The organism is Brevundimonas sp. ABV4_179, from assembly GCF_056311945.1.
Genome location: NZ_CM149976.1, coordinates 1,843,381 through 1,866,914, shown reverse-complemented (window position 1 = coordinate 1,866,914; position 23,534 = coordinate 1,843,381). Strand labels below are relative to the sequence as shown.

Genomic DNA, 23,534 nt, shown 5'->3' with positions numbered 1-23,534 from the left:
AGGAGCCGAACCTTGGCTCAAGACGATCCGCGATCCGGCAAGCCGGGCAAGCGGGCCACCATCAACGATGTCGCCAGGGAGGCTCAGGTCTCCAAGAAGACCGTCTCGCGGGTCATCAACCAGTCGCCGTTCGTCAAGGAAGACACGCGCGAGCGGGTCAACGCCGTCATCAAGACGCTGGGCTTCATCCCCGATCCCCAGGCGCGCGCCCTGGCTTTCCGGCGATCTTTCCTGGTCGGGCTGATCTACGACAACCCCAGTCCGACCTATGTGGTGAACATGCAGCAGGGAGTGTTGGACGCACTTAAGGGCTCCGGCCTGGAACTGGTCGTCCACCCTTGCAACCGCAACTCCCCTACCCTGCTGGAAGATATCCAGGGCTTTGTCGAGCGGCAGCGGCTGTATGGCGTCGTCATGCCGCCGTCGGTGTCGGAGGATGAACGGGTCATCGACCTGCTGCGCGATCTCGACTGCGCCTATGTCCGCATCGCCTCGGTGGCGCTCGACGAGCCGCAATCCATGGTGGTCACCAACGACTGGATCGGCGCGGCCGAGGCGGCGACGCATCTGGCGGACCTGGGACACAGTCGAATCGGTCTGGTGCGCGGCCCGGACCTGTTCCGGTCGTCGGCCGTGCGGGGCCAGGGCTTCCTGGACGCCCTGGCCGAGCGCGGCATTCCGCTGGACCCGGCCTATGACTTCAAGGGCGCCTATACGTTCGAATCGGGCGTCGAGGCTGGGCACGCCCTGTTGGCGCTGGATACGCCGCCGACCGCCATCTTCACCCTGAACGATGACATGGCCATAGGGGTGATGCAGGCGGCGCGGGATCGCGGTCTGGAGTTGCCGCGCGACCTTTCTGTCGTGGGCTTTGACGACCTGCCGATGGCGGCGCGGGTCTGGCCCAATCTGACATCGGTCCGTCTGCCGATCCGCGACATGGGGCGGATGGCCGCCGAAAAGCTGCTGGCGCCGATGCGCGGCGTCGATCCGGCGAAGATGCAGCAGCCGGACGTTCGCCCCGCCCTTGTCGTACGCAAGTCGGCGATTCCTGCGTCCTAGAAAATCGGTCGGCGCGCGCGGTCGTGCGCCGACCTCCAGACGTCAAGCCGTTTCCAGCGCGGGCTTGGCGGCGAGTACGCCCTTCAGATAGTCGCGGATGCCTTCATCCGTGGCGTTGGCGAAGAAGTAATCTTGGAAGCGCTCGCCGGCGATGGCGGCCTTCAACAGGTCCTGATCCATGGTCCTCAGCACCGTCAGCATGTCGTGGCAGGTGACGGCCTTCAGGGTGCTGAGGACGCCGCGGTTCTTGCGCATGATCTCGGCGCGTTCCTTGGGATAGCCCAAGCCGCGCTCGCCCTCGAACAGCTTGCGATAGACATCCTGAAGGTTCAGTTCCGCCGCCCAGCCGAAGCCCTTGGCGTAAGGCATGGAGATGGCGTTGCCGTCGTTGATCTGACCGAACAGGAAGGCGTCGGTGGGATCGATCACCAGACCGCAGAAGACTCCGGGCATGCTGTTGCAGGCCAGCATCGAGCCCATGCCCGTGCCGCACCCCGTCACGACGAAATCAGCCGCGCCCGAGTTCAGCAGAATGCCGGTCAGGACGCCGTTCATCACATAGGTCAGCGACGCCTTGTCCTCGGGCGCGTACATTCCATAGTGGAAGACCTCGTGGCCCAGCGGCTCCGCGACGGCGTTCAGGGCGGCGTTCACCGTCTCGCTTTTGGCGGCCTGGCTGTTTTCGATGATGAGAGCGATCTTCATGGGTATCCTCAGTGGCGACTGTGCGGGCGAGCCGACAGATGTGGTTATCATCTAACCATTTACATCTGTATATGACACCGGTTACCACCTGAGACAAGTCGGGTCCGATCCGACGTTCGAAATCGACCTGAGAGGAAACACCATGAGCAATCCGTTCGACCTGACCGGCAAGGTCGCCTTGGTCACCGGGGGCAACACGGGTCTGGGTCAGGGCATCGCCCTGGCCTTGGCCGAGGCCGGCGCCGACATTGTCTCGGTCGCCCTGTCCGATTCCGACGATACGGTCGCCCAGGTTCAGGCCATGGGCCGGCGCGCCCACGCCGTCAGCGCCGACCTGACCTCGATCGAACCGGTCGAGCGCGTTCTGGCCGAGGCGCTTCAGGCCATGGGTCGGGTGGATATTCTGGTCAACAACGCCGGTCTGATCCGCCGCGCCGACGCCGTCGACTTCTCCGAAGCCGACTGGGATCTGGTGATGAACATCAATCTGAAGACCGTCTTCTTCATGAGCCAGGCGGTCGCCCGCCACTTCATCAAACAGGGCGACGGCGGCAAGATAATCAACATCGCCTCCATGCTGTCCTTCCAGGGCGGCATCCGCGTGCCGTCCTACACCGCGTCCAAGTCTGGCGTGGCGGGTCTGACCAAGCTGATGGCCAACGAATGGGCGCCGCACGGCATCACCGCCAACGCCATCGCCCCTGGCTATTTCGCCACGGCCAACACCCAGGCCCTGCGTGAAGACCCGGTGCGGTCGGCCGAGATCCTGGGCCGCATTCCCGCCGGTCGCTGGGGCCAGCCCTCGGACCTGGGCGGCGCCGCCGTCTTCCTGGCCAGCCGGGCCTCCGACTATGTTCAGGGCGCCATCCTGCCGGTCGACGGCGGCTGGCAGGCGCGCTGAGACACGGTTAGCCTTCCGACATGACCAACACCGCCTCGGGTCCCTCGGCCGCCTCCCGCGCCATCCTCTGCTTCGGCGAGATGCTGCTGCGGCTGTCGCCCAATCAGAATGAACTGCTGATGCAGTCCCCCGCCCTGACCGTGCGTCCGGGCGGGGCCGAGGCGAATGTCGCCGTGGCCCTGGCCCGCTTCGGCGCGCCGACGCGGATGGCGACGGTCCTGCCGGACAATGCGCTCGGCCACGCCGCCCGCGACGAGGTGCGAAGGCACGGCGTCGACACCACCCCCATTGTCTTCACGGCGGGACGAATGGGCCTGTATTTCCTGACGCCCGGCGCCGTGCGCCGTCCGTCCGAAGTCCTCTATGACCGCGCGGGTTCGGCCTTCGTCGAGCATGTGAACACCGCCTTCGACTGGGACCAACTGCTGGACGGCGTCGAATGGCTGCACGCCTCGGGCGTCACGCCCGCGACCGGCCCCAACGGCTCGGCCGCCGCTGTCACCATCATCGAGGCCGCGGCCAACAAGGGGGTGAAGGTCAGCTATGACGGCAACTTCCGCGGCAAGCTGTGGGACCAGTGGGACGGCGATCCGCCCGCGACCCTTGGCCGGATGCTGGCCGGCGCCACCGTCGCCTTCGCCGACGACCGCGACTTCGCCTTGGTGCTGAAGACGACGTTCGACAGCCCCGACCCAGCCGAGCGCCGCCGTCAGGCCGCCAAGGCCGCCTTCGCCGCCTTCCCCCGCCTGGAACGCATCGCCTGCACCCTGCGGGTTCAGGACAGCGTCGCCGACCAGGCCCTGTCGGCGGTCATGCTGACCCGCGACGGGGACAGCATCATCGAGACCCATGCCGAAGCCATCCACCTGACCGGCGTCGTCGACCGCGTCGGCGGCGGCGACGCCTTTGCTTCCGGCGTCCTGTTCGGTCTGTGGAGCGGATGGGTGGATCAGCAGGCGCTCGACTTCGGCCTGGCCGCCGCCGGACTGAAACACTCGGTCCCCGGCGACTTCAACCTGTTCACCGCCGACCAGGTACACGCCGCCATGAGCGACGGCGGGTTCGATATCCGGCGATAGGCGGATGCATCCTGATTTGGAGGAGGCTGGGGCGACAAGTCCCTGCAGCCCTTCCCGTCAGCGTCGGGGGACTAGGAAACCGGTGTCAATCATGCTTGATTGATGTTTCGAAACGGTCGCCAAGAACCGTCCGAGAGAGGTCACACCAGGAGTTCCCATGCCCGCCACATGAACCGTCGCGCCCTGCTGGCCGCAGGCGCAGCCGCCACCTTCGTCGCCGCATCCGCCCCCGCCTTTGCCCAAGCGTCGCCTGAGCGCGCCGCCGTGCTGGACGCCATGAAGCGCGCCGCCCGGTTCATGAGCGAAGAAGCCGCCGTCGATGGGGGCTATGTCTGGCAGTATCTTCCCGACTTCTCGCGCCGCTGGGGCGAGCTGGAAGCCAATCCGACCATGATCTGGGTCCAGCCGCCGGGCACAGGCACCGTGGGCCACCTGTTCCTGGACGCCTATCACGCCACGGGCGACGAGTTCTATTACGAGGCCGCCAAGAAGGCCGCCGACGCCCTGGTCAAGGGCCAGCACCCGCTGGGCGGCTGGAACTATGTCATCGACACCGCCGGCGAGGAGTCGCTGAAGCAGTGGTATGGGACGGTCGCCGCCAACGCCTGGCGGCTGGAGGAATTCCATCACTATTACGGCAACGCCACCTTCGACGACGCGGGCACGTCGGAGGCGTCGCAACTGCTGCTGCGCGTCTATCTGGAGAAGAAGGACCGCAAATATCTGGCGCCCCTCAACAAGGCGATCAGCTTCGTGCTGGAGAGCCAGTATCCGAACGGCGGCTGGCCCCAACGCTATCCGTTCGTCGAGAACGGGGGCCTGCACGGCCACGCCGACTATACCCCCTACATCACCTTCAACGACGATGTGGCGGGCGAGAACCTGGAGTTCCTGATCTACGCCTATCACGGCCTGGCGCGGAACGGTCGCGGCGACCCGCGCCTGCTGGACGCCATCAATCGCGGCATGGACATCTTCGTGAAGACCCAGCAGCCTCAGCCCCAACCGGCGTGGGGCCTTCAGCATTTCCCGGACACCCTGAAGCCGGCGGGCGCCCGGACCATCGAGCCCCAGGCCTTCGCCACCCACACAACCGGCGCCAACATCAAGTCAATGCTTGGCTTCTATCGCCTGACCGGCGACCGCAAATATCTGGCGCGCCTGCCGGAAGCGCTGGACTGGCTGGATCAGGTCGCGGCCAAGCCCCCGCTGAACACGCCGGGGCGGACGCATCCGACCTTCATCCTGGAAGGCTCCAACATGCCGATCTACATCCACCGGCGCGGGTCCAACATCGCCAATGGTCAGTATTACGCCGACGACAATCCCACCAATCTGATCGTCCACTACGGTTCGTTCCGCAATGTCGACACCGCCGCCCTGCGCCGCGAATACGAGCAGTTGGCGGTCATGCCGGTCAGCGAGGCGACGCACGGCTCTCCGCTCAAGGCGCGGCCCGGCTCTCTGAACCTGCCGACGTATTTCACCCTGCAGGACGTGGATGTCTGGGACATGTCGACCGACGCACGTCGCCCCGCCCGACCGGCCGCCGGCCGCGCCGCCGAGGTGATGTCAGGTCTGAACGCGCGCGGCTATTGGCCCACGCCCCTGACCACCACGTCGAACCCCTATAATGGCCCCTCCCCAACCGCCGTCACGGGCGGCGAGTACCAGACGACCCGCGTCGGCGACCTGTGGGACACCTCGCCCTATCACACCGACTTCCCGGTCGAGGGCGTCTCGACCTCAGTCTTCGTGCGCAACATGGGCGACCTGATCGAGGCTTTGGGAGCGTAGGGTACGGCAGCAATGAGATCGATATGTCCCTGATCAGGGACATATCGACACGCTCATTGACGGCGATAATCCCATTTTGTAGTCTTAGATATCATAATGCGGAAGGCGCGCGTTATGGTGAAGCGGATGCGCCCGGCTTCGGCGTCGAGTTGAACCGCGACATCGCCCTGCATCGCCCCTACGCGCGTTAAGACGAAAGCCCTTCCCCCACCATGAAACTGCTGCGTTACGGCCCCAGGGGCCAGGAAAAGCCGGGCACGCTGGATACTGAGGGGCGCATCCGCGACCTGTCGGGCCACATCGCCGACATCACCCCGGACCAACTGCATGGCTCTGCGCTCGAGGCGCTGAAGGCCATCGACCCGACCACCCTGCCCCTGGTCGAAGGCCAGCCCCGCTATGGCGTGCCGATAAACGGCGTGCGCAAGTTCCTGGCCATCGGCCTGAACTTCGCCGACCACGCCGCCGAATCCAACCTGCCGATCCCGGCCGAGCCGGTGCTGTTCACCAAGGCCATCACCTGCCTGAACGGGCCGAACGACGACGTGGTCATTCCGCGTGGCTCGGAGAAGACCGACTGGGAGGTCGAGCTGGGCATCGTCATCGGCAAGCCTGCGTCCTACGTCACCAAGGAAGAGGCCCTGGATCACGTCGCCGGCTATGTGCTGATCAACGACGTGTCCGAGCGCGCCTATCGCATCCGCCTATTCCGCCTCCAAGGCCGGGGTGATCGGCTTCACCAAGTCGCTGGGCAAGGAGTTGGCCGGCAAGGGCGTCGTCGCCAACAGCCTGACCCCCGCCACCTTCGAAAGCCCCATCCTGGAGCAGTTGCCCCAGAGCCAGGTCGACTACATGCGCTCCAAGATCCCCATGGGCCGCCTCGGCGAGGTCGACGAAAGCGCCGCCATGGTCTGCTTCATGGCCTCCGAGGAATGCAGCTTCACAACCGCCTCCACCTTCGACACCTCCGGCGGAAGAACGACGTACTGAAAGGAGCGGCGCACACCCCGCTCGTCATACCGCCGAAGCCGCATCAAGACGGCGAGGCGCCGAGGACATCCAGGAGAGTACCCCATGGTCATCGAAACCGACGCCGCCCACACCCCCGGAGGGCTCGCCAAACCTTCCGGTTCGCTTAAGGGCCCGCTGGCCTTCGCCATCGCCTGCTTCCTGATCTGGGGCTTGGCCTATGGTCTGCTGGACGTGCTGAACAAGCATTTCCAGGAGACGCTGAACATCAGCCAGGCCGACAGCGCGTGGCTGCAGATCGCCTATTTCGGGGCCTATCTGCTGCTGTCGATCCCGGCAGGCATGTTGCTGCACGCGCGCGGTTACAAGTTCGGCATCGTCTCGGGCCTTGCGGTGACCGCCATCGGCGCCCTGTTGTTCATCCCGGCGGCGGGTGCGGGCGCCTTCCTGCCCTTCGTCGGCTCGATGTTCGTTCTCGCCGCCGGCCTGTGCATCCTAGAAACCAGCGCCGACACCTACGTCAACGTCCTCGGCGATCCGGCCAAGGCGTCACAGAGGCTGAACCTGGCCCAGTCGTTCAATGCGCTGGGCGTGTTTTTTGGCCCGCTGATCGGCGGGACGGTGTTCTTCAGCCCGACGACGACCGAAGCTCTGGGCGGCGCGACGCGCTCGATCCAGGTCGTCTATGGGCTGATTGCGGTCGGCGTGGTCCTGTTCGCCATCGCCGTCTGGCGCGCCCGCCTGCCCGAGAGCGGCCTGTCCGACCACGGCGGCGCGATCGAGGGCGACGCCTCCGACCTGCCCCTGTCCAGACAGCCGCACTTCATCGCCGGCGTGATCACCCAAGCGCTCTACATCGGCGCCCAGGTCGGCATCGGCGCCTACTTCATCAATCTGGTGACCCACAACTGGCAGGGCCTGACCTCGCAGCAAGGTGCCTTCATGCTGTCGCTGGCGGCCATCGGCTATCTGGTCGGCCGCTTCTTCGCCACAGCCCTGCTGCTTAAGATCAAGCCGCGCGTCCTGCTGACCACCTATGGCGTGATCAACGTCGCCCTGACCCTGATCGTGGCGGCGGGCATCGACAAGGTTTCGCCCATCGCCCTGCTGGCCGTTTTCTTCTTCATGTCCACCATGTTCGCCACCATTTTCGCCCTGGGCACCACCGGCCTGGGCGCGGGGACCAAGAAGGCCTCGTCCCTGATGGTCATGGCTATTGGCGGAGGCGTGCTCCTGCCTTGGCCCATGGGCAGGATCGCCGACCTCTACGGCGCCAATGTCGCCTTCCTCCTTCCCGCCGCCTGCTTCACCGTCGTCGCCTGGTATGGCTGGAAGGGCGCCGGACTGGGGCCGAAACCGGAGGTGAAGTAATGCGTCTTTGCAACGCTCTGCTCGCCTTCACCCTGCTGGCCGGCCCCACAGCCGCCTGCGCCCAGACTGTGACGCCTACGGCCGCCGTCGCCCCAACCGCGCCGATCGACCGACACGCCCTGGTCACGCGCCACAACGTCAGCCTGACGGCCATCGATCGCCACGCCCCGATCATGCTGGGCAACGGCGACTTGGGATTCACCGCCGACATCACCGGGCTTCAGACTTTCCCGGAGCAGTATTCGGAACTGTCGCCCCTGCTGACCATGGCCCAGTGGGCGTGGCACAGCTTTCCCAATCCGAACGCATATACCGAGCAGGACGGCCTGATCGAGGTGCCGGTGCCCGGTCGGGGCGAACAACCTTATGCCTGGATGAAGTCTTGGGCCGTGGCCGAGACCCAGCCCGCCTACACGTGGCTGCGCGCCAATCCCCATCGGTTCTCGCTCAGCCGCATCGGCCTGACCTTCGCCGACGGCAAGCCGCTGGACTTCGCCAAGGTCGCCGACACGCGCCAGACGCTGGACCTGTGGACCGGCGCCCTAACCAGCCGCTTCACCTATGACGGCCAGCCGGTCGAGGTGGTGACCCGCGTCCACCCCACGCTGGACATGGTCATGGTCGAGATCGCCTCACCCCTGGTCGCGTCGCAGGGCCTGGGCGTCCAAGTCCGCTATCCGGGCGTGAACCCCGCAATCAATCCAGATCCGACAAGCTTTGACGCCACGGGCGCGCAAAGCCTGACCATGGTCGCCTCCGACACGGGCGATGTCCATATTCGTCGCACCCTGGACGACACCACCTATTATTCCGGCATCACCGCTTCCGGTAAGATCGAGCAGAGCGGCGCCGACGCCTTCCGCGTCGCCTCGTCAGGTCGTGATCGACTGACCGTCATGGTGCGTTTCGAGCAGCACGAGCCCGCCGAAAAAACACCCGCCTATTCCGCCGGCGTCCAGGCGACCGCCGCACATTGGAACGGCTTTTGGACCCACGGCGGCGCCGTCGACTTCACCGGCTCGACAGATCCCCGCGCGGCCGAGCTGGAGCGCCGCGTAGTCCTGTCGCAATACCTGTCAGCCGTGAACGGCGCCGGCGAGTTGCCGCCGCAGGAAGAGGGCCTGTTCTCAAACAGTTGGTACGGCAAGTTCCACCTGGAAATGCACCCTTGGCATTCCGGCTGGCAGGCCATGTGGGGCCATCCCGACATTCTGGAGCGCAGCCTGCCTTGGTATGTCGGCAATCTGGCTAACGCCCGCGCAGAGGCCGCTCGCCATCACGTGAAAGGCGCCTGGTGGCCCAAGATGGTCGGGCCTGAGGGCCGCAATAGCCCCAGCCTCGTCTCGCCTTTCATCATGTGGCAGCAGCCGCATCCGATCCTTCTGGCCGAACTGGTCTGGCGCGCCGACAAGGACGCCGCAGTGCTGGATAGATACGGCGAGGTGGTCGAAGCCACCGCTGATCTTCTGGCCTCCTGGCCCATCGAACACGACGGCCGGCTGAACCTGGGCGCGCCGATGATTCCGGCTCAGGAAAACTACGATCCCCTGACCACGGTGAACCCGACGTTCGAGGTCGAATATTTCCGCTGGGCGCTGGAAACCGCGCAAGCCTGGCGCGAACGCAAGGGCCGGGCCCGCCGCGCCGACTGGGATCAGGCTCTGGCGAAGATCGCACCGCCGCCGATGAAGGACGGCTTGTATCTGCCCGTCGAGAGCGTGCCCGATTTCTGGGGGGCGGCCATGTCAGACGCCTGTCGCAGACACGCAGCGGCAGCCCAGTGCAAGAACCGCGACCATCCGTCCTTCCTGATGGCTTATGGCTTCATCCCCGGCGCGCGGATCGATCCGGCCGCCATGCGCCGCACCTTCGAGGCGGTGGAGAAGACCTGGGACGTGCGCCAGACCTGGGGCTGGGACTTCCCGATGATGGCCATGACGGCGGCCCGCCTTGGCGAACCCGAAAAGGCCGTGGACTGGCTGTTCGCTGATTTGAAGAACAATCAGTGGGGCGTCACCGGCATGACCCCGCGTGTTCACCTGGACGAGCACGCCGACGAACTGGTGCCCGTTTCGGCCGGCGCCGGCGGGGTGACGATGGCGGTCAATCCCGACGGTCCCGGCTATCGCCGCGCGGCCGAGACCTATTTCCCGTCCAACGGGTCGCTGCTGATGGCCGTCGGCCTGATGGCGGCGGGCTGGGACGGATCGAGCGGCCACGCGCCGGGCTTTCCCAAGGAAGGCTGGACCGTCCGGGTCGAAGGCCTGACGCCCGCGCCGTAATCAAGATAACCGAGAGGAACGCCCCAAAATGACGACCTCCAGACGCACCGCCCTGAAGGCCCTGCTCGCCGCCCCCGCCGTCGGCGCCCTCGCCACGACGAACGCCCAGGCGCAGGCCGCGCCCACCCTCTCGCCGGCGCCGGGCCAGACCCCGGTCTGGCCGGCGCCCAACACTGCCCCGCCTTCGACACAAGAGACGCCTGTCGAGCCGCCGCGCTGGGAGGGCCCCGTGCCGAAGGAGTGGGTCGATCCGAAAACCGGCCATCGCATCCGCCGTGTCTCGCCCGACGGCGGGGGCGGAAAGCCCTACTTCTACAAGAATATGTTCCTGCCGAAGAAGGCTGGGGCGCCCGACCTGATGGTCATCTCCACGCCCCAGGGCATCTCGACCGTCGATCTGGCCACCTGGGCCGTCAGCGTCCTGGTTCCAGACCACGAGGCCGACCTGATGTTCACCGGCCGCAAGGGTCGCAACGTCTATTATTCGGTCACGGCGCCTGGCGAGGGCCAGTTGATGGACCGGGCCAAGACCCTGTTCGTCATCGACGCCGACACCAGGCAGAGACGCGAGATCGGCCGGATCCCGAACGGCCAAATCAACTCTGTCAACGCCGACGAGACTCTGCTGCTGGGTTTCGTCGCCTATGACAGTCAGCCGCTTCAGCCGAGCGTGCCGGACCCGCGCAACCGCCGCTTCGATCAGGCGGAGTACGAAGCCAACGGGCCGGACGGAAAGCCGCTGAACTTCGCCCGCGCCAAAGGGGTTCGAATGCTCCAGCGCTGGGCCGCCGGCTATCCGATGGAGATATTCGTCGTCGATATGGCGACGGGCGAACGACGCGTGATCCACAAGACCACGGAATGGATCGGCCACACCCAGTTCTCGCCCACCGATCCGCAGCAGATCATCTTCTGCCACGAAGGGCCGTGGCACCGCGTGGACCGGATGTGGGCCATCCGCGCCGACGGCACGGGTCTGAGGAAGACCCACCAGCGGACGATGAACTTCGAGATCTTCGGTCACGAATGGTTCAGCCCTGACGGCAAACAGGTGCTCTATGACCTGCAGACGCCGCGCGGTCAGGTCTTCTGGGTCGCCTCGGTCGATCTGGAGACGGGCCGCCGCGTCTATCGCCGGGTCGAGCAGAACGACTGGTCCGTCCACTACACCGTCTCGCCGGACGGTAGTCTTTTCGCCGGCGACGGCGGCGACGGCGACATGGTCGCCCATGCGCCCGACGGCAAATGGATTGTCTTGCTACGTCCCGAACCCATCGTCGACGCCGATCCGTCGAGTGACAAGGAGGACCAAATCTTCGTAGAATATCTGCGTTCTGAAAGACTGGTTGACCTGTCAAATCATGACTACCGGCTGGAACCAAATCTGACCTTCACGCCCGACGCCAAATGGATCGTCTTCGTGTCGAACATGCACGGCGCCAATCACGTCTATGCGGTCGAAGTGGCGCGCGCGGCGTAGAAACATCGACATTCCATCTGTCTGAATCGCCAGTCTTTTCGCCTAGGAGCTCAGGGTCGGTGGACGCGGTTCGAGATAAGATTGGTTGCAAAATGCGGGAAGCCGTTGCAATAAACGGCACAATGTCGTCTAACTATGCGTGACGTCGTATCAAAAAATGACACCGGTGCCATACGGGTTCCGGGATAAGGGAGAGAACGAATGCAACGGATGACCACCCGGACTCTGTGCGCCGTCGGCGTGTCCCTGGTCGCCTTGACGGGCGCATCGGCGGCGATGGCGCAAACTGCCCCTGCTCCCCAACCTGCAACACAGAACGTCGCTCAGGATACCGGCGCCGCCACGGTCGACGACATCGTCGTCACCGGCTTCCGTTCCAGCCTGCAGCAGGCGCTGAACATCAAGCGTCGCGAGGCCGGCGCCGTCGACGCCATCCTGGCCGAGGACATGGCCGACTTCCCCGACCAGAACCTGGCGGAAGCTATCCAGCGCCTTCCCGGCGTGACCATCGACCGCGTCAATGGCCAGGGCACGACGATCTCGGTTCGCGGCCTGGGTTCCGACTTCACCCGCACGCGCATCAACGGCCTGGAGGCCCAAGCCGCGTCGGGCGGCAATCGTAACCGCAGCTTCGACTTCTCGATGTTCGCGTCCGAGCTGTTCAACAGCATCAAGGTCCGCAAGACCCAGTCGGCCGAGATCGAAGAAGGATCTCTGGGCGCCACCGTCGATCTGCAGACCGGCCGCCCCCTGGACTTCGGCGGCAGCGGCCTGAACTCCGCGCTGTCGGTGCAGGCTTCGTACAACGATCTGTCCGAAAAGTCCGTGCCCCGACTTGCCGGCCTGCTAAGCTGGTCGAACGAGGACCGCACCTTCGGCGCCCTGATCTCAGTCGCCTATTCCGAGCGCTCGCCCATCTTGGGCAGCTTCAACACGACGCGGTGGCAGTCCGGCGCGATCAATCCGCCTATCCCCGCCGGCAAGACCCGCGCCGACTATCCCAACTACCCCTACGGCCTGGGCCAGAACTTCGCGGGCTGCATCCCCTGCATCACGACGGCGCAGCGCGACGCCCTGCTCAGCGCCTATTACCCACGCATTCCCCGCTACACCCTGGGCAACACTCAGGAAGATCGCCTGGGGATGACGGGTGCGCTGCAATGGCGGCCAAGCGACCGCACCGAGGCTGTGCTGGACGTGCTTTGGTCGCGCTTCAACTCGGAACTGGAAAGCCCGAACATCGAGGCCTGGGCCTTCAGCCGCGCCAACGTCAACAATGTCGTGGTGCGTGATTATGCGATCGACGCCGACAAGAACATTCTGTCGTATGGCGTCTTCGACAACATGCTGGTTCGCGCCGAGAACGGCTTCACGCGTAACGAAAGCAACTTCTATCAGGCGTCGCTGAACCTACGCCACGACTTCACCGATCGCCTGCACGGCAATCTGAAGGTCGGCGCCAACCGGTCGGAAGCCCGCACGCCGCTGAACGTCGCCTACGCCTTCGAGGCCGCGGGCGTGAACGGCTATACGTTCGACTTCCGAGAGAATGATCGCGCGCCGCGCATCAACTATGGCTTCGACGTCACGTCGGGTCAGCGCTTCACCCTGGTCAATGCGACGCGCAGCAATGGCGGCGGCAACTTCGATAACAAGGTCGGCGCCGGCTCTCTGGCCTACGACTGGTCCGACTCGATCACCTTCAAGGTGGGGGGCGAATACCGCACCTATGGCTTCGAGACCTTCGGTCTGACGCGCACCAAGACCAATCTGACCGGCGCCGATCGCCTGACGGGCGTCGACAGCATCGGCCGGGTCGTCAGCATCGGCGACGGGGTCAAGGCCGGCGCAGGCTCGGACCTCAGCTTCATCGCCCCAGACATCTCGAAGATCGCGAACTTCCTGAGCTTCTATGACGATCCGCTGGTCGCCAACCGCAGCGAGCGCGAGGTGGACGAAACGGACAAGGGCATCTTTGTTCAGGCCGACTTCAGCACGACCGTCGCTGGCATGGTCCTGCGCGGCAACGCCGGCATTCGCTACGCCCAGACCGAGGTTACGGCCAAGGGATGGCAGACTATCGCCGTCGGCACGCCGCCGGTCACGACCTATGATTATGTCACGACCGACAATGACTATGACGACGTGCTGCCGTCCTTCAACCTGGCGCTGGAGCCGCGCGAGGACCTCGTCATTCGCCTGGGGGCCGCCAAGGTGATGTCGCGCCCGACGCTGGGCGATCTGACGCCGGGCGGCAGCGTTTCGCCGACGACCCGAACCGTCTCTTACGGCAACCCGCTGCTCGATCCTTTCCGCGCCACCAACTACGACTTTTCGGTCGAGTGGTATTTCCAGAACGAAGGCCTGCTGGCCGGCGCTGTCTTCTATAAGGACATCGACAGCTTCATCACCTCGGAGACGGTGGGCATCCCCTACAACCAGTTGGGCTTGCCCAACGAACTGCTCCAAGGCGCAGCGACCCCGACCGACGTCTTCCAGGTCACGCGCCGTCTGAACGGCGCAGGCGGAGCGTTGAAGGGTATCGAGATACAATACCAACAGCCTTTCACCTTCCTGCCGGGCCTGTGGTCCAATTTCGGCTTCACCGGCAATGTGACCTGGGTGGACTCGGAGGTCAGCTATGGCACGGCCGGCAAGAACCGCCTGACGGGTCAGTCGAAGAACACCGCCAACGCGACCCTCTATTACGAAGACGGCCCCTTCCAGGCCCGAGTCTCGCTCGCGCACCGCAGCCAGTATCTGTTGTCCTTCCCCGGTGCGAACGGCAACTCCGAAGAAGGCGTCAACGACACGACCAACATCGACGCCTCCATGTCGTACGAGTTCACACCGAACCTGACCTTCTCGCTCGAAGGCATCAATCTGACGGACGCCTATACCGACCGTTACGTCGATGTGACGAACCGCGTGTCCGACTACCGCCACACCGGCCGAGAGATCGCCGTGGGATTGCGCTGGAAGTACTGAGCTTCCCTCCCTGACGCCTCCAGCGTGATAAACTAAAAGGCCCGGAGCGAACCGCTCCGGGCCTTCTTTTCTGAAGATCGCCCAATCTATCAGAGATAGGCTCCGACCTGCCAAGGCACGAATTCGTTGTCGCCGATGCCGAGCGCTTCGGATTTGGACGGTTCGCCCGAGGCGACATCCAGCATCTTCCGAAAAATGACCGCGCCGACCTCGGCCAGGCTGGTTCCGGTCAGGACGGGCGAGGCGTCAATGTCCATGTCTTCGTCCATCCATCGCGCCAGTTTGGCGTTGGAGGCCACCTTGATCGACGGCGCGGGCTTGGCGCCGAAGACCGAACCACGCCCCGTCGTAAAGACGATCAGATTGGCGCCCGAAGCGATCTGGCCGGTCGCCGAACACGGGTCATAGCCGGGGCTGTCCATAAAGGTCAGGCCCGCCGTCGTCAGCGGCTCGGCATAGCCGATCACGTCGTTCAACGGCGTCGAACCGGACTTGGCCACGGCGCCCAGGGACTTCTCAAGGATCGTGGTCAGACCGCCCTTCAGATTGCCGGGCGAGGGATTGTTGTTCAGCTCCATCTGATGCCGGTCGGCATAGTCGCGCCACCACGCCAGGCGGGCGTTCAACTTGTCCGCCACCTCCTGCGACGCCGCACGCCGCAGCAGCAGGTGTTCAGCGCCCCAGATCTCCGGCGTTTCAGACAGCATGGCCGAGCCGCCGTGCGCGATCAGCAGATCGACCGCCGCGCCGAGCGCCGGATTGGCGGTGACGCCGGACCAGCCGTCCGAACCGCCGCACTGAAGCCCGACGGTAAGGTGGGATGCGGAGACAGGTTGGCGCTCGATCCTGGCCGCCTCGGCGACCAGTTCACGCACAATCTCGACGCCGGCCTCGATGGCGCGCGCGGTGCCGCCGGCCTCCTGGATGGTCAGGGTGCGCAGCTGCGCGCCAGCCTCAAGATCCTCGTTGGCCAGCCAGGCGGGTATCTGATTGGCTTCGCAGCCCAAGCCGACGATCAGGATGGAATGGAAGTTCGGGTTTCGGGCATAGCCGGCCAATGTCCTCTGGAGCAGGGTCACGTCGCTGCTTAGCGAAGCCCCCCCGCACCCGCCCTGATGAGTGAAGGCCACCACGCCATCGACGCCTTCCGGCAGGCTGGCGTCAGGGAAGGCGTCTGCGATGCGCCGCGCGACCGTGGCCGAACAGTTCACGCTGGTCAAAACGCCGATGAAGTTCCGCGTGCCGACGCGACCGTCCGGCCGAACGATGCCGTTGAAGGTTGCGCCCGACAGCGGCGCAGGCTGGCGCAGATCAGCGCCGACCTCAGCCTCTCGCCCGTCCTCCGCCATGGCCAGATTGTGAACGTGGACATGATCCCCAGCGGCGATGGCGGCTCGGGCGCGGCCGATGACCTGGCCATAGCGACGGACCAGACCGCCCTCTTCCACCGCATGACGGGCGATCTTGTGTCCGGTTGGGATGTCAGCGCGCGCCGTCGCGTCCAGACCGTCGGGCGTCTCGCCGGTCGCGATGTCTACCAGAGAGATGGCCACATCGTCGGCCGGGTTTAGGATCAGAACGCGAGACATGGACTACTCCGCGACCAGACGCGCGGCCTCGACCGCGCCGTTCCGACTGAGCGACAGATAGCCGCCCGTGACCGCAGCGATGAACCGGTGGTCGGCCGCGAGTGCGGGCGGGAAGACAGCGGATAGGCTCAGCAAGGCCAAAACTCGCTCTTGGTCGTCGTCGGCTTCGGCCAGCAGTTCGGCGGTCCGCGCAGCCAATGGATCGTCCACGAGAAAACCTTCACCGCTCTCGGTCACGCCCGACTGCCATTTCATCCAGGCCGCGACGCCCAAGGCCATGGCCTTGACGCCCTGCCCGGCCCCCAGGCGTTCGGCGACCCCGGCCAGCAGACGCTGCGGCAGCTTCTGCGACCCGTCCATGGCGATCTGGCGCGTGCGGTGCATGAGGGCCGCGTTCGAGAACCGGGCCATCAGAGCCTCGCGATAGGTGGGGATGTCCAGGCCCGGCGGCGGGTTCAGCGTAGCCTGCGCCTCGTCCCACAAAGCCTCGACATAGGCGCGGAAAGCGGGAACGGCGACGGCCTCGTGGACGTGCCGATAACCCGACAGGGCGCCCAGATAGGCGATGGCCGAATGGGCGCCGTTCAGCAGACGCAGCTTGGCGTCCTCCCACGGTTCGACCGCGTCGGTCAGTTGCACGCCCAAGGCCGCGAAGTCCGGCCGTTCGCCCGCGAACCAATCCTCGATCACCCACTGGGTGAAGGGTTCGGCCTTGACCATGCCTTGGTCCTGGACGCCGAGATGGGCCCGGAGCCGCTCGATATCGTCGGGTATAGTCGCCGGGACGATCCGGTCGATCATGGTCTGCGGAAAGGCGCCTTCGGCCTCGATCCAATCGGCCAGCGACGGGTCGATCCGTCGCGCCATGGCGATGACGCCGGCGCGGATCCGCTTGCCGTTGTGCGGAAGGTTGTCGCAGCTGATGACCGTGAAGGGCTTGAGGCCCGCAATGCGCCTCGCCCGTAGCGCGGCGACGATGAAGCCTGGCGCGGTGCGCGGCGCAGAAATGTCCGCCAGATCGGCCGCGACGTCCGGATCGTCCATCAGCAGGTCGCCCGTCGCCGGGTCTAGCCGATAGCCCTTCTCGGTCACGGTCAGGGTGACGATGTGGATATCCGCGTCAGCCATGGCCGCGACCAGGGCGGCGGGGTCTTCCGGCCCGACCAGAACGCCACGCCCCGCGCCGATCACGCGCAAACGCTCGTCCGATCCATCGCGCACGACCAGGGTATAGAGGCCGTCCTGCGGGTTCAACTGGTCGCGCACGCCCGGCGACCGCAGCGAGGCGCCCAGCACCCCCCAGCGCAGATCGCCGCTCGCCAGCGCATCGTCGAACACCACCGCCTGGTGGGCGCGGTGGAACGCTCCGATGCCCAGATGGACCACGCCGGTCTTCACCTGGGCGCGGTCGTAACCGGGAACGGCGACGTCGGCGGGCAGGCGCGACAAGCCGTCCTCTGAAAGGCGGCTCACAGCTTGTAGGCCGCTTTTACCAGATCATAGGTCAGGGCGCGGGCCAGGTCGTGGGCCTCGTCCTCCTCCATCCGGTGTTCCACCACCAGCTTGGCCAGAAAGCCGCAATCCATGCGCCGGGCCACATCGTGTCGCGCGGGGATCGACAGGAAGGCGCGGGTATCGTCGTTGAAGCCCACGGTGTTGTAGAAGCCCGCCGTCTCGGTGACCTGCTCGCGGAAGCGGCGCATCCCCTCCGGGCTGTCGTGGAACCACCAGCTGGGCCCCAGTTTCAGCGCCGGATAGTGACCGGCCAGGGGCGCCAGTTCGCGGCTGTAGCTGGTCTCGTCCAAGGTGAAGAGGATCAGGGTCAGGCGCGTGTCGGACCCAAACCGGTCCAGCAGCGGCTTAAGCGCACGGACGTAATCCGTCTGGGTCGGGATATCGCAACCCTTGTCCCGGCCAAAGCGGTTGAAGACAGCGGCCGAATGGTTGCGGAACGACCCGGGGTGCAACTGCATCACCAGTCCGTCCTCGACCGACATTGCGGCCATTTCCGTCAGCATCTGGCCCCGGAACAGTTCTGCATCGGCAGGCGTCGCCGAAGCAGTCGATACGCGACGGAACAGGGCCTCAGCGTCACCTTTGGACAGGTCTGCGGTGAAGGCGGTGGGGTGGCCGTGGTCGGTCGAGGTGGCGCCCATTTCGATAAAGAAGGCCCGGCGATCACGCAGCGCCTGAAGATAGCCTTCCCAGCTCAGCGTATCGCGCCCGGTCTGTTCGGCCAGGATTTTCAGATTGTCGCGGAAACCCTCATAGTCGGGGTCCAGCACCGGGTCGGGGCGATAGGCGGTCAGCACCCGCCCCTTCCAGCCCGAGGCGTTGATGGCCTTGTGATGCTCAAGCGTGTCGAGCGGGCTCTCGGTCGTGGTCAGGACCTCGATATTGTAGCGGTCGAACAGGGCGCGAGGTTTGAAGGCGTCGGCCTTCAGCGCCGCGTCGATGACGTCGTAATAGTGATCCGCCGTCTCGGCCGACAGCCGCACGTCTATGCCGAACGCCTCGGCATAGACCCAGTCGTGCCACATCCGCGACGGCGTGCCCCGAAACAGATGATAGTTTTCGGCAAACCGTCGCCAGATCGTGCGCGGATCGGCCTCGACCGAACCACCGTCGGCGCGCGGCACGCCCAAGTCCTCCATCGCCATGCCCTGCGAGTGCAGCATGCGGAAGACGTAGTGGTCGGGCGTGATCAGCAATTCGGCTGGATTGGGGAAGGCCTCGTTCAGCGCGAACCAGCTGGGATCCGTATGGCCGTGCGGGCTGATGATCGGCAGGTTCTTGATCTCGGCGTACAGTCGGCGCGCGACGGCGCGGCTATCGACGTCGGCCGGAAATAGGCGATCAGGATTAAGGCTGAGAGGCTTGGGCATGGTTCTGATCGGCTCGTCATACGGCGCGGAAACGGACTGGCGAAGCCGATCAATACAACGCCTGGCGCCAAAAAGACACCGGTTACCTCTAGGCTTCGATCTCTATGGAAAGCGGCAAAGCGGCTCGCTAATGCGGAAGGTTGTCAGGCAAGAGCGCCTCCAAGAACGTCACTCCGTCGAACACTCGCCGCCTCGTTCGCCGTCAGCCGAGCGCCTCGCGCGAATGCGGCACGGCCGGGACCACGAGAGCCGAATGTGGCGAAGCGCGCGTCCTCTGGCTGGAGCATGGTGCGCGGATTGCCGTCCTTTCCGGTGTACCACATCGCGGTCCAGCCGGCCGGCGCGATGTGATCGTCCATCCAGCAGTTCAGGAAGGTCGTCGCTCCGACGAACCTAGGATCGCCGTATCGTCCATCGGGAAAGGCGCTGGACGGCCGCCAAGGCCGTCCCAGGAAGACCGAGTGTTTAAGCACACCCGCGTCTCGGGTCAGTCGGCATTCGTGGAAGATGAAGCCGTAAGCCTGTTCGATGGGCGTGCTTGGGGCCACGATATAGCCCTCCACCGCATCGCCAGATCGGAGTCTGGACCGGATCTCGCAGCGTTCGAACCAAGCGCGCCCGCCACCGAAGATGAAGTCGTAGCTGCCCGTGATCAGGCAACGGTCGAACAGGGTTGCCCCCGCATCGGGGAACAGGGTGTCCTGATAACTCAGGATGTCGCAGTTGCGGACGACGGCGCGGTCCGAGCCCTTGTCCATCATCAGGGCCACAGCCTGCGGCCCTGCTCCATTATGCGAATGCAGACCGTTGGGCTTGGTCATTTCCGCCAGGCCGTCGAACGCGTTGTTGATCGTCAGCGTCTCGGCGTGGAAATCGGGCGCGCGCACGAACAGGGTCGGGGTGCGAAACGTGCCCCACATCCGGCCGTCGGGCGCCGCCAGTCCCGAGGCCGCCAGGTGATTGATCACCGAACCGGCGCGATCCTCGCCGATCAGATGGATAAAGGGTTTGTCGACGACGACCTGCTCGGTCCAGATCCCGCGTGTGATCAGAATGCGGAACGGCTTTCGTCCATCCGCGGGCGCGGCGGCGATGGCGGCCGAAAGCGCAGGATAGGCGGGTGCGCCGACCCGCCGACCGGCCTCGGTCGTGCCCACGACGGCGTCGTATCCCCTCGTGGCGGCCCAGGATCGGGTCGACGCCATCATCGGCAGAAGGGCGGCGGAAACGAGCGCCTGACGACGCGAAACGGACAAGCGCATGGCGGCTCCGATTGGAAAAAGAGGGCGCCGACCGGCTAACCGGTCAGCGCCCAGTCTCCCGGGGGAGTTGGGAGTGTTCCTAGAAGGTGTAGCGAACGCCGAAGTTGTACTGCCGCCCCGTGTGCGAATAGACGTAGATGCTGTCGCGCCGGCTATCGGTGTACTGTTCGTTGAATGCGTCGGTCAGGTTCAACCCCTCGAACGTCACCTTGATGCGGTCGTTCAAGGCGTAGGAGGCCGAGGCGTCCACCGTCACGATGTCGCGCACCCCGTCGATATCGTTGGTGCTGGTGCCGCTGGGCACCGCCGTCAGATAGCGATCGCGATAGGCCGCCGAGACACGGGCGCTGAACCGGTCGTCCTCGTAATAGAGGGTGGCGTTATAGGCGGTCTTCGATAGGCCAAGCAGGTCGTTCTCGACGAAGCCGGTCGGCGACCGCGACGAGATGTAGCTGATCTTCGAATCCACCATGGTGACGTTGAAGATGGCGCCAAGATTGTCGAATGGCCCCGGCAGGAAGCTGAACGGCTGCTGATAGCTGATCTCGACGCCCTTCAGCGGACCGCCCTCGGTGTTTACCGGTCGGCTGAATAGGAAGACATCGCTGGGTGACACGCCCAGACCGTTGAGCAGATCTTGCGGCAGGCCAGACTGGTTGAAAGGCTGCGACGTCCGCGAGGTCTGAATGTAGCTGTCGATGTCCTTGTAGAACAGGCCGACCGACAACAGGGCGTCTGGCGCAAAATACCATTCGGCAGACAGGTCGTAGGTCGTTGCGCGAATGGGGTTCAGATAGGGGTTGCCCGAACTGACGCTGAACACGCCGACGGTGCTCAGGCTGCCGCCCGGCGTGACGCTGCCCAAATTGGGGCGGGTCATCACCTTGGCCGCACCGAAACGCACCAGGAAGTCCGGCGTGACCTCGGCAGTGACATTCAGCGCCGGCAGCACGTCGTCATAGTCACGATCAACCGTCGTCTGTTGCGCAGCGCCCGCCACCAGCTGATAGCCGGTCGAGCTCTGGCGCGTCTTGACGTAGCGCACGCCGATGTCGCCCCGCACCGGAACGCCAGCAAGTTCGGTATTGAAATCCAACTGCAAATAGGCGGCTGAATCCTTTTCCGTCACGCTGCGGATATTGCCGCGCGCATTGGCGTTTGAGGCGCCGCTCAGTTCGAACAGACCCGTGCCGCTGTAGATGTTGAACAGATCGGCGAAGGCGGCGAGATTGGGCGCGACCCAGTTGCGCACCGTGCCGTCGGGCGCGCCTAGATTGCGGCCGAAACCGCTGACCATCTCCGTCAGGCTGGCCAGGGTCACGCCGGCAGGCAGTTGGGGCACGACGCCTTCGTTGACCCGGGCCAAGGCCCAGGAGTGGAAGTCATACTCCTTGTAGTTCACCCCGGCCTTCAGCGTCAGCGACGGCGTCAGGTCATAGCCGCCGTCCAGTTGAGCCGTCTCGATGGTGTTGGTCACTCCCTGCGGACGCAGCCGGATTTCCGAACGCGCCGCGCCGAAGTTGTAGGCCAGCGGGTCGGTGACATCGTAGCCGAACCGGATCAGGGGCGCGTTGCGGTTGTCGCGGTAGTCGTATGAATAATTGTCCGAGTTTTCGCGGTTCAGGATCACCGTCGTCTGGATCGGATTGTCGAAATCGGATTTCGAATAGCCGATCAGACCCTTGATCCGGAAGCGGTCGCTGAACTGGTGTTCAAGGCTCAGCGTACCTTGCGTATACTTGGTGTCCAGCTCGTCGAAACGGGTTTCGCTTTCCACATCGACGTCGTCGAACAGGCCATAGACCATGTCGCCGTTCGCATCGATGACGCCGTCGCGTACGATGATTTCCGGCCGTCCGCCTTGCGACGCGTTTCGCGCGAAGGACAGGGCTTCCAGCCAGTTCTCCTGACGGGTCGCCTTGAAGTCGGAATAGAGCATATCGAGGTTGATCAGGGTCTGCTCTTGCGGGCGAAACTGCACCGATCCCGTCAGGCCCAAACGCTCCTGATCGTGGGTCAGACGTCCGTAGCGTGGGAAGCGCGGCGTGTAGACATCGGCGCGCCGGGCCGCCGCAAACGGTGAGGCAGGGTTATAGCCGCCCGCCTCGGTCCCATTCAGCCAGCCGCCGGAGCCATGACCTTCTTCTAGCAGACGACGCTTGGTGTAAGCCACAGAAACCAGCGCGCCGAGACGGCCGTCCATCCAGGTTTTGCTGGCCAGAGCCGCGAACCGAGGATCCCATTCCTGCGACAGGTCATTGTAGCCATACTGGCCCGACAGCACGAGGTTGGCGCCGGAGTAGTCGAACGGCCGGCCGGTCTGCAGATCGACCGTTGCGCCCAGCGAGCCCTCTTCCGTCTCGGCAGAGGCGGTCTTGCGCACCGTGATGCTGTTGAAAAGCTCGGATGCAAAGACGTTGAAGTCGAACGCTCTGTTACGGTTGGCGCCGCCCGAGCTGTCGGTGCCCGACGCCGTGCTCTGGCCCTCGACGCCGTTGATACGCACGCGCGTGAACTGCGGCCCCAAGCCGCGCACGGTGATCTGACGGCCTTCGCCGGCGTCGCGTGCGATGGAGACGCCCGGCACCCGTTGAATCGACTCTGCAAGATTGGCGTCGGGGAAGTCGGCCATATCCTCGGCCTTAATGACATCCACCACGCCATTGGCCCGACGCTTGGCCATCAAGGCGCTACCCAATGAGGCACGGAAACCGGTTACCACGATAGTTTCAACTTCGTCGGCCTGGTTCTCGACATCGCTCCCCTGGGCGATGGTCTGCGGGGCCGCCATCGCGCCAGACAGAACAGCGGTCCGCCCGTTGTTGGACGCCACGACCAGATTGCTGCCCTGCAGAAGCTGGTTGAGGCCTTGGTTCACCGAATAGACACCCTGCACGGCGGCGGTCCGCTGCCCGGCCACTGCATCGGTCGAGGCCAGGATTTGCAGGTCGGCCTGTCGGGCGAAGGCCGGGACGCCAGTGGCGGCAGGCTGCGCCGGAACGTTGAACTGTCTGGATTGCGCCTGAACGGCGCCGGCGCCCGCCAACGCCATCGTGCTGACGGCGATCATCAGCGACGCTCGCGCGCAATAGTTTCGCGACATGGCCATGTGTCGGCCCTCCCTTTTCTGTTTCCTGATTCCCGGCCCCTTCTTCGAGGGGTCC

The 23,534-nt window shown here is 65.0% G+C and carries 14 protein-coding genes and 2 pseudogenes; 10 read left to right on the top strand and 6 right to left on the bottom strand.

All coding sequences use genetic code 11. The features are described from left to right. Positions 1-12 precede the first annotated feature (12 nt). A complete protein-coding gene (locus ACYX4P_RS08910; RefSeq protein WP_292048379.1) occupies positions 13-1,062 on the top strand; it encodes a LacI family DNA-binding transcriptional regulator in 1,050 nt (349 codons plus the stop codon). Positions 1,063-1,104: 42 nt separating this feature from the next. Here ACYX4P_RS08910 and ACYX4P_RS08905 read toward each other — a convergent pair whose 3' ends face one another. Continuing rightward, positions 1,105-1,767 carry an RpiB/LacA/LacB family sugar-phosphate isomerase gene (locus tag ACYX4P_RS08905; protein WP_248121116.1) on the bottom strand — a complete coding sequence of 221 codons (663 nt, stop codon included), beginning with the start codon at positions 1,765-1,767 and terminating at the stop codon, positions 1,105-1,107. A gap of 142 nt (positions 1,768-1,909) precedes the next feature. On the opposite strand from ACYX4P_RS08905, the gene kduD reads away from it, so the two are divergent. The 9 genes and pseudogenes from kduD (at position 1,910) to ACYX4P_RS08860 (ending at position 14,634) form a co-directional block, all read left to right on the top strand. Beyond that, positions 1,910-2,668, top strand: a complete 759-nt coding sequence (gene kduD, locus ACYX4P_RS08900) for a 2-dehydro-3-deoxy-D-gluconate 5-dehydrogenase KduD (protein ID WP_248117979.1) — start codon at positions 1,910-1,912, stop codon at positions 2,666-2,668. A gap of 20 nt (positions 2,669-2,688) precedes the next feature. Then, a complete protein-coding gene (locus ACYX4P_RS08895; RefSeq protein WP_248121118.1) occupies positions 2,689-3,747 on the top strand; it encodes a sugar kinase in 1,059 nt (352 codons plus the stop codon). 168 nt (positions 3,748-3,915) lie between these two features. Continuing rightward, positions 3,916-5,544, top strand: a complete 1,629-nt coding sequence (locus ACYX4P_RS08890; RefSeq protein WP_476069299.1) for a pectate lyase — start codon at positions 3,916-3,918, stop codon at positions 5,542-5,544. 212 nt (positions 5,545-5,756) lie between these two features. Beyond that, positions 5,757-6,245, top strand: a pseudogene (locus tag ACYX4P_RS08885) (fumarylacetoacetate hydrolase family protein); the annotation flags it as partial. Then, positions 6,235-6,534: pseudogene (locus ACYX4P_RS08880) on the top strand (SDR family oxidoreductase); the annotation flags it as partial. The pseudogenes ACYX4P_RS08885 and ACYX4P_RS08880, both read left to right, overlap by 11 nt. Before the next feature lie 84 nt (positions 6,535-6,618). Further along, complete coding sequence (locus ACYX4P_RS08875) at positions 6,619-7,884, top strand: sugar MFS transporter (protein ID WP_248121122.1); 1,266 nt, start codon at positions 6,619-6,621, stop codon at positions 7,882-7,884. Next, positions 7,884-10,166, top strand: coding sequence for a hypothetical protein (locus ACYX4P_RS08870; protein ID WP_248121124.1), 2,283 nt, complete (start codon positions 7,884-7,886; stop codon positions 10,164-10,166). The genes ACYX4P_RS08875 and ACYX4P_RS08870 overlap by 1 nt, the downstream gene beginning before the upstream one ends. Positions 10,167-10,194: 28 nt before the next feature. Further along, the gene (locus ACYX4P_RS08865; RefSeq protein WP_248121126.1) at positions 10,195-11,646 is read left to right on the top strand and encodes an oligogalacturonate lyase family protein; all 1,452 of its coding nucleotides are present in this window, start codon (positions 10,195-10,197) and stop codon (positions 11,644-11,646) included. A 210-nt stretch (positions 11,647-11,856) separates the two neighbouring features. After that, on the top strand, positions 11,857-14,634 hold the full coding sequence (locus tag ACYX4P_RS08860) for a TonB-dependent receptor (protein WP_314136775.1): 2,778 nt from the start codon (positions 11,857-11,859) through the stop codon (positions 14,632-14,634). An 89-nt stretch (positions 14,635-14,723) separates the two neighbouring features. Here ACYX4P_RS08860 and ACYX4P_RS08855 read toward each other — a convergent pair whose 3' ends face one another. The 5 genes from ACYX4P_RS08855 to ACYX4P_RS08835 all read right to left on the bottom strand — a co-directional run bounded on the left by ACYX4P_RS08855 (position 14,724) and on the right by ACYX4P_RS08835 (position 23,479). Further along, positions 14,724-16,223, bottom strand: coding sequence for a UxaA family hydrolase (locus ACYX4P_RS08855; RefSeq protein WP_312571123.1), 1,500 nt, complete (start codon positions 16,221-16,223; stop codon positions 14,724-14,726). Between the two features lie 3 nt (positions 16,224-16,226). Beyond that, the gene (locus ACYX4P_RS08850) at positions 16,227-17,672 is read right to left on the bottom strand and encodes a mannitol dehydrogenase family protein (RefSeq protein WP_292047073.1); all 1,446 of its coding nucleotides are present in this window, start codon (positions 17,670-17,672) and stop codon (positions 16,227-16,229) included. A gap of 20 nt (positions 17,673-17,692) precedes the next feature. After that, the gene (gene uxaC / locus ACYX4P_RS08845; protein WP_248121132.1) at positions 17,693-19,108 is read right to left on the bottom strand and encodes a glucuronate isomerase; all 1,416 of its coding nucleotides are present in this window, start codon (positions 19,106-19,108) and stop codon (positions 17,693-17,695) included. A 143-nt stretch (positions 19,109-19,251) separates the two neighbouring features. After that, the gene (locus tag ACYX4P_RS08840; RefSeq protein WP_248121134.1) at positions 19,252-20,370 is read right to left on the bottom strand and encodes a pectinesterase family protein; all 1,119 of its coding nucleotides are present in this window, start codon (positions 20,368-20,370) and stop codon (positions 19,252-19,254) included. A gap of 79 nt (positions 20,371-20,449) precedes the next feature. Further along, a complete protein-coding gene (locus ACYX4P_RS08835; RefSeq protein ID WP_248121136.1) occupies positions 20,450-23,479 on the bottom strand; it encodes a TonB-dependent receptor in 3,030 nt (1,009 codons plus the stop codon). Between the last annotated feature and the right edge of the window lie 55 nt (positions 23,480-23,534).

Bases quoted from the DNA above. Each gene is read 5' to 3' on its own strand.
- ACYX4P_RS08905 (WP_248121116.1), bottom strand. From the start codon at position 1,767: ATGAAGATCGCTCTCATCATCGAAAACAGCCAGGCCGCCAAAAGCGAG.
- kduD (WP_248117979.1), top strand. From the start codon at position 1,910: ATGAGCAATCCGTTCGACCTGACCGGCAAGGTCGCCTTGGTCACCGGG.
- ACYX4P_RS08895 (WP_248121118.1), top strand. From the start codon at position 2,689: ATGACCAACACCGCCTCGGGTCCCTCGGCCGCCTCCCGCGCCATCCTC.
- ACYX4P_RS08890 (WP_476069299.1), top strand. From the start codon at position 3,916: ATGAACCGTCGCGCCCTGCTGGCCGCAGGCGCAGCCGCCACCTTCGTC.
- ACYX4P_RS08875 (WP_248121122.1), top strand. From the start codon at position 6,619: ATGGTCATCGAAACCGACGCCGCCCACACCCCCGGAGGGCTCGCCAAA.
- ACYX4P_RS08870 (WP_248121124.1), top strand. From the start codon at position 7,884: ATGCGTCTTTGCAACGCTCTGCTCGCCTTCACCCTGCTGGCCGGCCCC.
- ACYX4P_RS08865 (WP_248121126.1), top strand. From the start codon at position 10,195: ATGACGACCTCCAGACGCACCGCCCTGAAGGCCCTGCTCGCCGCCCCC.
- ACYX4P_RS08860 (WP_314136775.1), top strand. From the start codon at position 11,857: ATGACCACCCGGACTCTGTGCGCCGTCGGCGTGTCCCTGGTCGCCTTG.
- ACYX4P_RS08855 (WP_312571123.1), bottom strand. From the start codon at position 16,223: ATGTCTCGCGTTCTGATCCTAAACCCGGCCGACGATGTGGCCATCTCT.
- uxaC (WP_248121132.1), bottom strand. From the start codon at position 19,108: ATGCCCAAGCCTCTCAGCCTTAATCCTGATCGCCTATTTCCGGCCGAC.
- ACYX4P_RS08840 (WP_248121134.1), bottom strand. From the start codon at position 20,370: ATGCGCTTGTCCGTTTCGCGTCGTCAGGCGCTCGTTTCCGCCGCCCTT.
- ACYX4P_RS08835 (WP_248121136.1), bottom strand. From the start codon at position 23,479: ATGGCCATGTCGCGAAACTATTGCGCGCGAGCGTCGCTGATGATCGCC.